Below are 12,503 nucleotides of genomic sequence, written 5' to 3'. Positions count from 1 at the left end.
GCCTTATATGCACAGGATGAATGCAGATTGAAGGAAAACAATAAGAAAAACCTCCGTGTCGTAGCATTAGCTCCGACAGGGAGGTATTTTGCGTCAATAATAAGCTCATTAGAGATCCTAGAAACAGCGGCTGAGTTTGCTGAGTTCCCGGGTTTCATGACACATATCGTAACGCCAAACAACCGGCCATTGAGCGGTCGAGGAGGGATAAGCGTTCAACCAACTTCTCAATGGCAATCTTTTGATTTTACTAACATACTAATTATTGGCTCCATAGGAGACCCCTTAGAATCGCTTGATAAGATTGATCCTGCACTGGTTGATTGGATCAAAAAATTACATAAAAAAGGCAGCAAAATAGTTGCCATTGATACCGGTATTTTTGTCGTTGCGAAGGCGGGGCTTTTGCAGCAGAACAAAGCGGTAATGCACTCATACTTCGCCCACCTTTTTAGAGAGCTTTTCCCAGAGATCATGTTAGTGACTGAGCAGAAAGCGCTCATCGATGGGAATCTCTACTTATCTTCAGGACCGTACTCTCACTCAAACGTCATGTTGGAGATTGTCGAAGAGTACTTCGGAAAACAGACTAGAAACCTAGGTAACCAATTCTTAAGCACAATAGAAGGGAGTGGAAACTCGCATTCATATTGTGATGTCTTTCGCTACATGCAACACAAGGATGAGCTAATTCTTAAAATCCAAAAATGGATTCTTACTATGGACTTGGACATCGTTACCATCAGCGACCTAGCGAATGAAGCTTGTTTGTCAGAGAGGCAATTAAAGCGCCGTTTTAAAGATGCGACCTCTATTAGTCCACTTAAGTTTATTCAACTAGGTCGTTTGTCTTTCGCTAAAGAGTTGTTGAGATCAACAAAACTGTCCATTGATGAGGTCGCTAGTCGTTCTGGCTATGTGGATACACAATTTTTCAGGCAGATATTCAAGAGAGAAAATGATTGCTCACCACTTGAATATCGCAAGAAAAAGCAAGCAAAAGTCTAATTATAAATTTATCTTATGGTCTATAGCCACTCTACATGTAATGTTATTAATAAGATTATCATTTCTTTAGTCGTTTAATGCTTGCTCGGTCATTCGAACGAAAATGGCAAACGTTTGCTATTTTCGTTCGAATATAAATGAGTTGGTTTTAGATTGATTTTTAATAACGTTAGCTTATACTCACATACATGGATACTTATAATGACTTAATTTCCATTAATAATATTGTCGTTCTTATAATGTATATCGTTTGTTATAAATTAAAACTGTATGCATATTATTAAGTAGTCACTCGAAATATAAAGGGGGGGTTTAGGCCTCATAAAGGGGGTGATTAAGACACAATATTATAAAATTATCTTTTTTTAACTAATTATTTCGCAATGCGAAATAATAAATAAAACAGTCATTTACACCAAAATAAATCTCCTCTGATCAGTTGCAAATTTGAGAAATAAGCAACGTGTTTCTTATACAACTGTTGAATAGTTAGACGTAGAATAAGACGCTGAGTTATAGCGGGAAGCCAATTATTAACTGGCTCAATGTGTAGCTTTATGGATGTATAACAATTATAACTATCGGATAATTATTGGGTCTTGGTGTTAATTAAATGAAAGCTAATAAACGAACCATTGATGTAAAGTACTTACGCACTTTTTCACATGTTGCAAGACATAGAAGTTTTACTGCAGCTGCAGAAAGTCTATATTTAACCCAACCAGCCGTTTCACAACATATTAAAAAACTTGAATGTACTATAGGCGCAGAAGTCTTTGACCGAAAGGATGGTTTTAACTTGACTAAACATGGTCAAATATTACTAGATTATACGGATCAGACGATGTCGTTATATGATCAATTATTTGATGAGTTGGCTCAAGTTGATATGTTTGATCGGTATTCTATTGCGATTTCTGATTCATTCGCCCCTGAGTTAGTCGCAAAAGTAATCAGTTCTTTCAGAGTATATAACGACGTCGAGTTGGCTGTGACAAGTTATAGCGACCTTAATTGTGTCGATAAAGAAAACCACGATTTGGTGTTTGCCATCGGTGATACCACATCTGTGGAAGGGCGTGTATTTCCCCTAAACAGAGAACAATACATTTTAGCTTGTGACTGCGCGGTTGATCCTGAAGAGTGCTATCCCGAGCGAATCGTCTTTTGTAACTCTCTTTCTAGGCGAGATGCCGAGGTGCTTCTTGATTCTTTTGGTGTAGATATTTCTAAGGTAAAACATTGGCTTACGACCTCATCATCACGACTGATGATTAACGAACTACAAGCAGCAAACACGTTTGTCGTTTGTCCAAGTTGGACCTTAGGTGATCACAAATGTAGCCAATATTTATTACCAAAATACATTGAGATGTATGTTTGGTGCAACGATTCGGCAGCCAAGAAAATTGATCAAGAACGTTTAAGAAGTTTGATTACCGAAACTTTCCGACTCACATCTAAAGGAGTGGTAAGTAGAAAACCTCCCACTTCCTTACTGACCAGTTGTGAAGTAATGTAGTAAAACGCCATGCCTATTATAAATAGGCATGGCGTTTGTATTTATAGTCAAGAAAAAAGGGATAGATAAAAGAAAAAAAGTCCACTAATACCGATCGGTATTGTGTAAGGAATGCCATTTTTAAAAGGAGGAGTTTGACGAAAAATGGCCGTCATCCACATCAAAAGAATTTGAATTCCGCCCAATAATCCAATAGCAATCATTGCTAATAACATATATTCACTATGTACACCTAAAAATAGTGCACCGATTAATTTTACATCCCCACCTCCAACTACGTTCATCATCCAAAGCAAAAAGAATGCAATAAAAATACATGTACTCACCAGAACTTGATTAAAAGGAGCTGGAGAATAATACAAGCTAGCTAGTGAGGTAACACTGATAAGAAAAATGAATCGATGCTTCACAATCCTATAGCGAATATCACCATAAAAAATACACATCACGCTGGCAAGGCAGGTTAGCCAAAAGATAAATTTTATATAATTCATTTTACTATTTTAATGGAGGGAGATTGGAATTCAATTGCTTCCTAATAATAAATTATTATGTAACGGATTACATGTGTTTATAACAACTATTTATAAATGAATAAAAAAGCTTAATTGGTGTGATTGTTTCTATTGAGGTAGATTTTCTACGTTCACGAAATGAGTGACTAATTTGAATAAATAGAGGTAAACATGCTTTTAAATATCAATTCTAAACTTCGTAATATCCGTAATAAATTCAAGGCAGACAAACGTGGTGTAACTGCGGTGGAATACGCAATCATCGCGGTTGCAATGTCATCAATCATTTTGCTTGTGTTCAAGAATGGCACATTATCAGACACTCTTACTGAAGCCATGACTGCAATTAAGACTTCGATGAGTAGCGCTGCAAAATAGTGGAAAAGGGTCTGTTTAATTATACGAACGGGCAATTATAAAATTAAAGCGCCTAGAGAGGGGATTCCCTCTCTTTTAAGGTTTTTATTCTATGAGTAGAGCATTAGTTTTTGTATTTGTTGCCATCACTATGTTTTTGGCTTTTTTCTACGTCAGCGATTTTTTTGATCAGCCTGAGCCAGTGGCAGTGGTCGAAAATGAAGTGTTTGTAGAGGTCGCATTCGTTAATCAAGCTGTAAACAAAGCTGAGCCGGTTAACGCCAATGCAATAGATATTCGTGAGTTTCCCGAGTCGGAAGCAAAACAGCATTCATACGTTCCTTACTCGAGCATTAAGATTGATTCAGGTGCGCTATGGGCGAAAGACGTCAAAGAAGGTATGCAATTAACACCAGACTTGGTTTCTAATCCTGGTGAAAAAGATTACATGTATCTTTCACTTAAAAAAGACCAAGTGCCTTATTACTACTTGTCGCAAGGCAGTAGCATTGTGGAAGCGCTTCCTATTCAACCTGGCGATCGCGTCAGTTTTGTAGCCACAACCTCATCTCAATCCAATTTATTAGAAAGTGGCTATTCCGATATCGATAGCTTAACAAGCAACGTCATCATTGACGGGGCTTTGGTCTTGCAAGCGATGAACGTTGCTGAAGATGATGATTCATCAAATGAAGAATATGGCTTGATTATCGCGTTGACCGTTAAACAGGTACTTAAGCTAGAAATGGCGCAGAAGATCGGAGCCATTACCTTGGTTCCAGCAAAGATGGTTCATAAATACTTATCTGTCAAAAGTAGCGATTTGATTGAGCATCGATTTGGCGTTCGACAGCTGAGAGGGAATTAAGGGTGTTCAATAAAAATATATTATCAGTCACGCTGGGATTGGTTTTGCTTCTCCCAGCTTCCGCGTCAGCTGGGGATCTATTAAGCCTTGATAAAGGTGCAGCGAAGACGATTAATGTAAAACGCAACATTGATACCGTGTTTGTCGCGGATACCCAAATTGCGGATTACAAGGTCATCGCAAACGGGAAATTAGTGATTTACGGCATTGGCCGTGGTGCCACTTCCATTATCGCTTACGACCGAGCAGGAAACGAAATTTACAACGCAGAAGTGGTCGTAAATAAAAGCTTAAGGCTTTTAAAACAAACACTTATTGCAAGATATCCCGATGAAGATATTAAGCTGACCAACATTGGTGAGCAGGTTGTCATTGATGGTGTCGTGAGCAGCGAAGAAATCAAAAACAAGGTGTATCGCCACGTAGGTGAAATGCTGAAAAAGAGCAAAGAAAGAAATACTTTTGAGCTTACTAACGCAAACGGCGAAGATGGCGACCCTCTCGATTACACAGCGAGCTATGTGTATGAAGACATTATTAACAACCTGAAAGTTCTCACGACAGAGCAAATCAACGTAAAGCTGACGGTTGCAGAAGTTTCAAGTTCATTCTTGACCGAGCTAGGGGTTTCATACGCTGAAACAAACGGTAAGTCCATTGGTGGTGCTGGTCAGTTCGTCAATAAGATTTTGGACTTTACTGCTGAGGATATCGTTGCGGTTATTTCAGCGAGTGGTAATGACAGCATTGGACAAGTGCTTGCCGAACCAAATCTATCTGTGATTTCCGGTGAGTCTGCAAGCTTTCTAGTTGGTGGTGAAATCCCTATTACAGTTCGCGATAACGATGGTATCTCTGTTACTTATAAAGAGTACGGGGTAAAGCTGTCTATGGTGGCTAAGGTAACGGATTCTGAAAACATTCGTTTGTCACTGCTACCGGAAGTGAGCTCTATTGATAAGACCAATGGTGTAAATTCTGGACTCATCAGTGTGCCTTCTTTGAGGACTCGCAAAGCCCAAACGACCGTGCAATTGAAAGATGGTCAAAGCTTTGTTCTAGCGGGTCTGTTGACATCAGAAGAACAGGAATCATTAGCCAAAATCCCTTACCTGGGTGATATCCCGATTTTGGGTGCACTGTTTAGTAAAACCAATACTGAAAGAAGAAAGACTGAGCTGATTATCGTAGCGACAGTTAACCTCGTCGATCCTGTTAAAGAAACCGATATCAAACTGCCGAAGTTTAAACGAACAAGTGACCTTGAGCGTTTGTTGAAACTTGATCTTTCAAATGTTGATGACGAAGAGCTGGAAAATACGATAAAGGCGGGAGGCTTTAACTAATGAAGGCAAACCTATTGTTGGTGGTTTCTGTATTACTCTCGGGTTGCTCGGTATCGGTAACACCAAACAAAACAACCGTAGACACAATTGTAGAAACCTTTGAGTTTCGAGTCACAAACAAAGAAGTGGCGATGGATAAGTCAGTTAACTTCGTCAATCAAATTAATCTTCAGTATCCAAAGTCGACATTTGCGATCAATTACGACGCCAAAGAAAGTCAGTTTGTTGATGGTTTTGTAAAAGAAATCAAAGCCAAAGGCGTAAACAAGTTGCGTTATACCCTAAACGCAAACAGCGAAAGCAAAGGCGTAAAAATCGTTGCGAAATACCACAAGATGCAAGAGCAAACTTGTGATGCTGTTTCATTCAACACCCTTAAACATCATCCATTTGGGTGCAGCTTGGAATACAACAGACGCTTGAGTATGACGAATCCTGTGGCGGAGTAAAAAATGGATTTAGATAACCTATTCAAAACGACTTCATCAAGCAAAGATAAGAAGAACAACACCATTGATCTGGTTGTTTCAGATGATTTGGCTTTTCTTCAAGCAATCGACGAGCTCTATGCAATCGAAGGTTTCGCTTCACCTTTAAAAGTCGACGATATTGATGACGAAAGTTGGCATAAAACTAACGCTGAAATAAAACATGTCATTCTTGACTTAAGAGCATGTGGTGAGTTGATTTCAGAAGTTGCGGAGATCTCTTCAAGATTAGACGTCAGCATTTCTCTTATTGTAGTGAGTAACATGGACTCAATACTGATGCGAGATAAAGTCCTGTCATTGGGTGCCAACTACATTCTTTGGGACCCTGAACTCGATGGTTTGTTAGGGGCGCTTAAAGAGTCAAGTGCTGCAACATTCTCACCAACAGTTAAGAAGAAGTCTCGCATTGCCAAGCGAGTCTTAGTGCTTGGTAGCAAAGGTGGGGTGGGCGTGTCGACGATCAGTGCCTTTCTTTCACACAGTTTGAGTCAACAAGCGAACTTAAAAACCTTGCTTGTTGAGCATGACACCATCGCACTAAACTCAGACATATTTCTAGGCTTAAAAGGGCTAAAAGCGCAGCAAAACAGCATTGATTTGAACCAGTCTGAACTGGATGCCGCGATTGCTGGAAGCTATGTAAAACCCGTTAAAGATAAGCTCAACTTCCTCACATTAGAAAAGAACGTTGCTTGCTTGAGCGATCATGTAGATTCGTTGTTTCGCATCTCTAACGAACTGGTTGATCAATACAATTTTATCATTGATTCCATGCCGCTTAGTGCGATTGATGAGCTGACAGCAGAAGACATCAGTGACCGATACAACCGTATTTTTATTGTTTGTGAACCTTCCGTGGCGTCACTAAGAGCGTACCACTCGATCAAGAAGAAGTTGGGTAAGTCTGAGCATCGAGTGATTTTCTCGATGACGCGATCTCAGAAGGACTACATGATGCCGCTTCAAGGGGCGAAAGAGAAAATCAAAGCAAAAGACGCGATTGATTTTGCTTATGAAGCCAATCTAGAGAAGCTCATTATTCAACAAGGCATTCAAAACACGGCAAAGCTTAAGTTTGCACCTGCCATTGCCAATATTGTGAATTCGTTGACGGGTAAAAAAGTCAAAGTACAGAAAAAGTTCGCGTGGTTTAAGAAATGAATCACTTGAAAGAAGTTTATATCGAGATCCGGGACGAAATCTTTGACGCCTTAGATGCAGCCTCGTTAGTTGACGTTGAACCGTTGGAGCTTGAGAGCCAACTAAAAGATTCCGTTAATATTCTTATTGAGAAGAAGCAACTTCAAATCAGTAGCTTAAAGCGTTTAGAGCTGGTTAAAGCACTGCTTGACGAGTTGAAAGGTCTTGGACCCCTTCAAGCGTTGGTCGATAACGATGAAATCTCGGACATCATGATCAATGGTCCCTCAGACATTTTTATCGAATTGAACGGTAAGGTAGAAAAGTCACCAATTCAGTTCGTCAACGAGAAACAGCTCAACACCATTGCTAAGCGTATTGCCTCAAATGTGGGGCGTCGAATTGATGAATCAAAACCGCTTTGTGATGCTCGTTTGGAAGATGGAAGTCGTGTAAACATTGTTATTCCGCCTCTTGCAATCGATGGGACATCCATTTCGATTCGTAAGTTCAAAGAGCAAAAAATCAAGCTAGAAAACTTGGTTCAGTTTGGCGCGCTATCGGTTGAAATGGCAAAGCTGCTTTCGATTGCCAGCCATTGTAAGTGCAACATCCTTATCTCTGGGGGTACGGGTTCAGGTAAAACAACCTTGTTGAACGCATTGTCCGGTTTCATTGGTAGTGGTGAACGTATCGTTACCATTGAAGATGCGGCCGAACTTCAATTGCAACAACCACACATTGTTCGATTGGAAACTCGTCAAGCAAGTGTTGAAGGGACGGGTGAAATCACTGCGCGAGATTTGGTAATCAACGCCCTGCGTATGCGACCAGATAGAATCATTGTTGGTGAGTGTCGTGGTGGTGAAGCGTTTGAAATGCTTCAAGCAATGAACACTGGTCACGATGGCTCAATGTCTACGCTTCACGCGAACACCCCTCGTGATGCGATTGCTCGTGTGGAGAGTATGGTAATGATGGCGACAGCCAGTCTACCGCTTGAGGCGATTCGTCGAACCATCGTGAGTGCGGTTGACCTGATAGTCCAAGTACGACGACTCCATGATGGTAGTCGTAAGATCTTGTTTATCAGTGAAATTGTTGGTCTCGAAGGTGACAACGTTGTTATGGAAGATATCTTCCGGTTTGAAAACAACGGAATGGGTGATGAAGGCAAAATCTCGGGCGAATTTCGAACGCCAGGTCTTTCTAAGCGCTCTGTAATTTATGAGCGTGCGAAGTTCTTTGGCTTGGATGGGGCGCTGCAGGAGCTGTTCTCATGATGCTGATTGTCATTTTGCTATGGGTTGTAATTGCGTTGTTTCTGTTTATTGGGCATTCGAAAAAACAGAAAGAAATCACATCGATCATTGAGCAATCTAATACGTTCGAGGGCGTTTCTGGCTCTCGAGCGGTTATCGATTCAGAAAGCTTTGATATCAGCTACCGAAAAAAGATTAAGGATAAATTTAAGCAGTTGAAAAAGCTGTTGAGTCCTAATGCAGGAATCAAATTAATTGGCTTTTTTGCGGGATCTTCATTAGCGGTTTACTTCGTTAACGATTGGTTCTTCATGTTTGAGTATTGGAAAGTGCTGCTTGCTTTGGAGCCAATATTGTTTGTGATGTTTATTCTCAAACTTAGTGGCATCCAAGCGCAGCGATTCAAGGATAACTTCCCGGATGCGCTGAACATTCTTTCTGGTGCGCTCTCCTCGGGTCAGAGTATTGTCCATGCGTTCGAATACGTGGGTACTCAGCTTGATAATGAAGTAGGCGAAGAGTTCAAGAAGATGTCAGAGCGTCTACTTATCGGTGAAGACCCAGATGATGTATTGGCGCGAAGTGCTTCGTCTTTCCCTTATGTTGAGTACTTTTTCTTTGCGGCGACGATTCGAATCAACTTGAGTCGAGGTGGCCAACTAAAAGACGTCATTAACCGTATCAACCGAATCATGTTTGAAGCAAGGGCGATCGAGAAGAAGAAAAATGCACTGACGTCAGAGGCGCGTGCTTCAGCAAAAATCATCGCGGCTCTGCCAGTTATCTTTATCATGATTTTGAAGTTCACAAGCCCAGATAACTATAACTTCGTGATGTTCGAAGATGGGGGAAAGCCTATTTTCTATTACGTGTTGATCAGTGAAGCCATCGGATTCTTCTTTATCTACATGATATTAAGAGGGGTGAAGTAGTGGTCGATATAAAATTAATCTTTTTAGCATTAGGGTTGTTTATTTCATTATCTGTCGCGTATTACTCATTAAAAGTGTTTGATAAAACCAAAGCGAATATTTCGACAAAAAAGATCATTGACTCAACCCAAGAAAAGACGCCTTTTTCTGAAAAGTTAGCAGTACAACTTTCGCGTCTGTCTTTTAATAAAGAAGAAACGAAAAACAACTTAGTTAGAGCAGGGATTCATAGTGATTTTATTGCACAGGCCTATTACCTGCTGAAGATTATACCGCTGTTATTTTGTTTAGCATTTATTGGCTATTCTTACATGCAAGGAGACATGGAGTTTTCATCTGCGTTTATTTCATTCTCAGTCTCGATGCTTGTGTGTTTGATTGCGCCAGATATGTACATCTCTTCGAAAGGGAATGCGAATGTTCGTCACGTGAGTAGTCGACTGCCTTTCTTACTCGACTTAATGAACGTGTGTGTGCATACCGGGATGACGCTCGAAGCGAGCTTGGAATATTTATCGAACGAGTTAAAAACAGTCGATGAAAACCTGGCTTATGTTGTTAAAAAAACTTCAGAACGAGCCAAAATTGTTGGTTTGGATCGAGCACTTACTGAGTTCTATGATCTGGTTCCAACCCCAGAGGCACAAAGCTTTGTTATGACACTTACTCAAAGCTTGAAGTACGGCTCATCAGTAGGTGCGGTATTAGCCTCCCTCGCTTCTGATATTCGAGAAATAAACATGCTCGATTTGGAAGAAAGAATAGGAAAGATGGGGGCAAAAATGTCCATACCAATGATCACTTTTATCATGGTTCCTATTGTTGTTCTAATCGCAGCGCCAGGGATAATGAGGATGCTAGGATAATGAATGTAAAAAACTATATCTCCCTTTTTGTTTTATTGCTTTTAAGTGGGTGTTCCACCATCAATCAGGAATTAGTAACCAAAGAAAAATTGCTGACTAACTCTGGACAAACTGAACAATTGATCGAGTTTTATAAAGCAAATTTGGTTGAAGTTCCAAGCTATAAGATAAAACTGATTAACTTATATCTCGATAACAAAGATCAAAAGTCTGCCGAATTATATATAAATACTCTTGAGAAAAAAGACCTCGAAGATCCAGAGATTATTTACATCTTAGCTAAGTTGGAATATCTAAAGCGTAATTATGACGCAAGTGATCGTTATTTAGATGATTATTTAGAAAATGGTGGTCCGGAAGGTAATTATTATCTATTAAAGGGTAAGATTTTAGCGCGTAAGAAAGACTACAGCGGTGCAATCGCCAACTTCAACGACAGCAAGAAAAACGGCGCGTCTGACCGAGAAGCGAATAACAATATTGCCGTCGTGATGATGCTGCAAGGTCGTCCAGAACCTGCAATGGAGTTGCTATACAGCTTGTTTGCGGCTAATCCGAACGATGAAAAAGTCCGTTCAAATCTTCTATTAGCTTCGACTCGATCACACCGACCTGATGTGGCATTGGAAGTGTTAAAGCACGACAGCAGTGAACAAGAAGCGCGAGTCAAACTGAAAAAACTCATGCAGAGCGTCAAACCGCTTCCTAAAAAAGTAACGAAAAAAGCTCCACCAAAGCAGGTCGCTAAAGTAAAGGAAAAGAAAAATATGGAAATGGAAACGAAATCAGTCGATTTGAAACCAAAGTACGTAGCACGCTCAGTTCTAGACCCAAAAAATTTACGCCCTAAAGCGCCGTCAATTTACCGAATTCAAGTTTTGGCAACCTATAAGGTGATTCCTTCGGATTACTTAAACTATCTGAAAGGCAATTATGGAAGTGTGTATTCCTACACGCACGGCTTATGGAAGCGTTACTGCATTGGTGAGTTCAGTGACATCAATGACGCAAAGAAATTTCTTGAAAACATGGATGTCAAAGGTGCCTTTGTTGTTGATTACACCAAGAAAAGGTACGTCGAGCTATGATCAAGTTTCAAAAGGGAAGTTTGACGGTTGAGACCGCAATGGGCTTGCCAGTTTTACTAATGGTTCTGTTTACTTGGTTTGACTTGTCGGTTTTAACGTACTCAATGGGTGTGACGGATCATGCATTAACCACAGCAGTGATGAGCAGTAAAAAGCAAGGCAGCTCTCACAGTACTGAAAAAATCGATTACCAAGACGTAATCAAAACCAAGCTTGAATCAAGTGGTGGTGCACTATGGTCAAAAGTTGTTGATCACTCAACGGTTTCGGCATCGGTTTATTACTTTAAAAACCTAACTGACTTTATCCATTGTAATCGCAGTGGAAAAGTGTTGAGTGAATGCCCAAACATCAAGAAAGGCGACACTGCTGAAAACTCAGTCAACATGCCAATTGCCATATACCAATTGAGCTTCACCTATCAGCCTCTGTTTAACTTTGTTATGCCAAGCATGAACATTAGTCGCGAGATGGTCGCGGTTCAGGAGTACGAGCGCTGTACGTTCAAGTTAGGAGAGGAGATCAGTTGTGGTAACTAAGTCAAAGCAAACCGGTGCTTTTATTGTTGAGCTTGCATTGGTCTTACTCTTTTTTGGCTCCATTATTGCCATGCATATCAACTACACCATCGCCGTTAATAAAAAAGGGCAGTTGGATAGGGTTGTGTATTCGATCGTCAGTGTTATTAGTGAACGCCGACAGTTGTTTGCCAATGAGCTCGATATTTGTGGCGCAGGAGGTAAGCAGTGCGAGACACACATGAACAATTCGTTCGATATGGCGAAAGGCATGTTGAAACGCACACTACCAGATTTTGACGAAAATGAGCTGGGGATGCGAGTCATAGAGCTATCTTTGATTGATAAAGATAAGAAGCTTGTTAGAACCACCGCCTTAAAAGGCATGACGGCGGGGTGTAATTTTCCGGATCTAGAGGAAATTACAGTGGAAAAAGCAACAAAACTATTGCCTTTGACTACTCAGAACCGACGCCTTCCTCTTTATCATGTGTCTCTTTGCTACAAAACGCCGTTTAACATTATCGGTCTTATGAGCGGTGAGCCGATCAAAGTCGTGACCAGTTCCTATTCATTTGCAAGGATTTAAT

Annotated in this window: 14 protein-coding genes; 13 read left to right on the top strand and 1 reads right to left on the bottom strand. The window is 40.5% G+C overall.

Going from position 1 to position 12,503, the window contains the following annotated elements; genetic code table 11:
* The first annotated feature begins 27 nt into the window (after positions 1-27).
* Together AACR11_RS01450 and AACR11_RS01445 are read left to right on the top strand one after the other, a co-directional pair.
* Positions 28-1,008, top strand: a complete 981-nt coding sequence (locus AACR11_RS01450; protein ID WP_017190213.1) for a GlxA family transcriptional regulator — start codon at positions 28-30, stop codon at positions 1,006-1,008.
* A gap of 613 nt (positions 1,009-1,621) precedes the next feature.
* A complete protein-coding gene (locus AACR11_RS01445; protein WP_009697503.1) occupies positions 1,622-2,530 on the top strand; it encodes a LysR family transcriptional regulator in 909 nt (302 codons plus the stop codon).
* Between the two features lie 47 nt (positions 2,531-2,577).
* Here the strand turns inward: AACR11_RS01445 and AACR11_RS01440 are convergent, their stop codons facing one another.
* Positions 2,578-3,024, bottom strand: coding sequence for an A24 family peptidase (locus AACR11_RS01440; protein ID WP_005445980.1), 447 nt, complete (start codon positions 3,022-3,024; stop codon positions 2,578-2,580).
* A gap of 192 nt (positions 3,025-3,216) precedes the next feature.
* Here AACR11_RS01440 and AACR11_RS01435 point away from each other — a divergent pair, with 192 nt between their 5' ends.
* From AACR11_RS01435 to tadF, 11 genes are all read left to right on the top strand, one after another.
* Positions 3,217-3,423 (top strand): Flp family type IVb pilin, encoded by a 207-nt coding sequence (locus AACR11_RS01435; protein WP_005445979.1) that lies wholly within the window; start codon positions 3,217-3,219, stop codon positions 3,421-3,423.
* Positions 3,424-3,514: 91 nt separating this feature from the next.
* Positions 3,515-4,270, top strand: a complete 756-nt coding sequence (locus AACR11_RS01430; RefSeq protein WP_017190210.1) for a pilus assembly protein CpaB — start codon at positions 3,515-3,517, stop codon at positions 4,268-4,270.
* A gap of 2 nt (positions 4,271-4,272) precedes the next feature.
* A complete protein-coding gene (locus tag AACR11_RS01425) occupies positions 4,273-5,616 on the top strand; it encodes a type II and III secretion system protein family protein (RefSeq protein ID WP_029788144.1) in 1,344 nt (447 codons plus the stop codon).
* Positions 5,616-6,065 (top strand): hypothetical protein, encoded by a 450-nt coding sequence (locus AACR11_RS01420; protein ID WP_005445974.1) that lies wholly within the window; start codon positions 5,616-5,618, stop codon positions 6,063-6,065. Before AACR11_RS01425 ends, AACR11_RS01420 begins: the two co-directional genes overlap by 1 nt.
* A 3-nt stretch (positions 6,066-6,068) precedes the next feature.
* On the top strand, positions 6,069-7,268 hold the full coding sequence (locus tag AACR11_RS01415) for an AAA family ATPase (RefSeq protein WP_017190208.1): 1,200 nt from the start codon (positions 6,069-6,071) through the stop codon (positions 7,266-7,268).
* Positions 7,265-8,530: a CpaF family protein gene (locus AACR11_RS01410; RefSeq protein ID WP_005445970.1), complete on the top strand. Its 1,266-nt coding sequence runs from the start codon at positions 7,265-7,267 to the stop codon at positions 8,528-8,530. Before AACR11_RS01415 ends, AACR11_RS01410 begins: the two co-directional genes overlap by 4 nt.
* A complete protein-coding gene (locus tag AACR11_RS01405) occupies positions 8,527-9,441 on the top strand; it encodes a type II secretion system F family protein (RefSeq protein ID WP_053053433.1) in 915 nt (304 codons plus the stop codon). Before AACR11_RS01410 ends, AACR11_RS01405 begins: the two co-directional genes overlap by 4 nt.
* The gene (locus tag AACR11_RS01400; RefSeq protein WP_005445966.1) at positions 9,441-10,307 is read left to right on the top strand and encodes a type II secretion system F family protein; all 867 of its coding nucleotides are present in this window, start codon (positions 9,441-9,443) and stop codon (positions 10,305-10,307) included. The genes AACR11_RS01405 and AACR11_RS01400 overlap by 1 nt, the downstream gene beginning before the upstream one ends.
* Positions 10,307-11,395: a tetratricopeptide repeat protein gene (locus AACR11_RS01395; RefSeq protein WP_061065036.1), complete on the top strand. Its 1,089-nt coding sequence runs from the start codon at positions 10,307-10,309 to the stop codon at positions 11,393-11,395. Before AACR11_RS01400 ends, AACR11_RS01395 begins: the two co-directional genes overlap by 1 nt.
* The gene (locus AACR11_RS01390) at positions 11,392-11,934 is read left to right on the top strand and encodes a TadE family protein (RefSeq protein ID WP_029788146.1); all 543 of its coding nucleotides are present in this window, start codon (positions 11,392-11,394) and stop codon (positions 11,932-11,934) included. Before AACR11_RS01395 ends, AACR11_RS01390 begins: the two co-directional genes overlap by 4 nt.
* Positions 11,924-12,502, top strand: a complete 579-nt coding sequence (gene tadF, locus AACR11_RS01385; protein ID WP_017190205.1) for a tight adherence pilus pseudopilin TadF — start codon at positions 11,924-11,926, stop codon at positions 12,500-12,502. The genes AACR11_RS01390 and tadF overlap by 11 nt, the downstream gene beginning before the upstream one ends.
* The last annotated feature ends 1 nt before the right edge of the window (position 12,503 follow it).

Origin of the sequence: Vibrio sp. L85, from assembly GCF_963871815.1 — a bacterium.
GTDB classification, from domain to species: domain Bacteria; phylum Pseudomonadota; class Gammaproteobacteria; order Enterobacterales; family Vibrionaceae; genus Vibrio; species Vibrio harveyi.
This window is presented reverse-complemented; position numbering and strand designations above follow the sequence as displayed.

Excerpts from the sequence above, each read along its gene's own strand:
- AACR11_RS01445 (WP_009697503.1), top strand. The coding sequence starts at position 1,622 with ATGAAAGCTAATAAACGAACCATTGATGTAAAGTACTTACGCACTTTT.
- AACR11_RS01440 (WP_005445980.1), bottom strand. The coding sequence starts at position 3,024 with ATGAATTATATAAAATTTATCTTTTGGCTAACCTGCCTTGCCAGCGTG.
- AACR11_RS01435 (WP_005445979.1), top strand. The coding sequence starts at position 3,217 with ATGCTTTTAAATATCAATTCTAAACTTCGTAATATCCGTAATAAATTC.
- AACR11_RS01430 (WP_017190210.1), top strand. The coding sequence starts at position 3,515 with ATGAGTAGAGCATTAGTTTTTGTATTTGTTGCCATCACTATGTTTTTG.
- AACR11_RS01420 (WP_005445974.1), top strand. The coding sequence starts at position 5,616 with ATGAAGGCAAACCTATTGTTGGTGGTTTCTGTATTACTCTCGGGTTGC.
- AACR11_RS01415 (WP_017190208.1), top strand. The coding sequence starts at position 6,069 with ATGGATTTAGATAACCTATTCAAAACGACTTCATCAAGCAAAGATAAG.
- AACR11_RS01410 (WP_005445970.1), top strand. The coding sequence starts at position 7,265 with ATGAATCACTTGAAAGAAGTTTATATCGAGATCCGGGACGAAATCTTT.
- AACR11_RS01405 (WP_053053433.1), top strand. The coding sequence starts at position 8,527 with ATGATGCTGATTGTCATTTTGCTATGGGTTGTAATTGCGTTGTTTCTG.
- AACR11_RS01395 (WP_061065036.1), top strand. The coding sequence starts at position 10,307 with ATGAATGTAAAAAACTATATCTCCCTTTTTGTTTTATTGCTTTTAAGT.
- AACR11_RS01390 (WP_029788146.1), top strand. The coding sequence starts at position 11,392 with ATGATCAAGTTTCAAAAGGGAAGTTTGACGGTTGAGACCGCAATGGGC.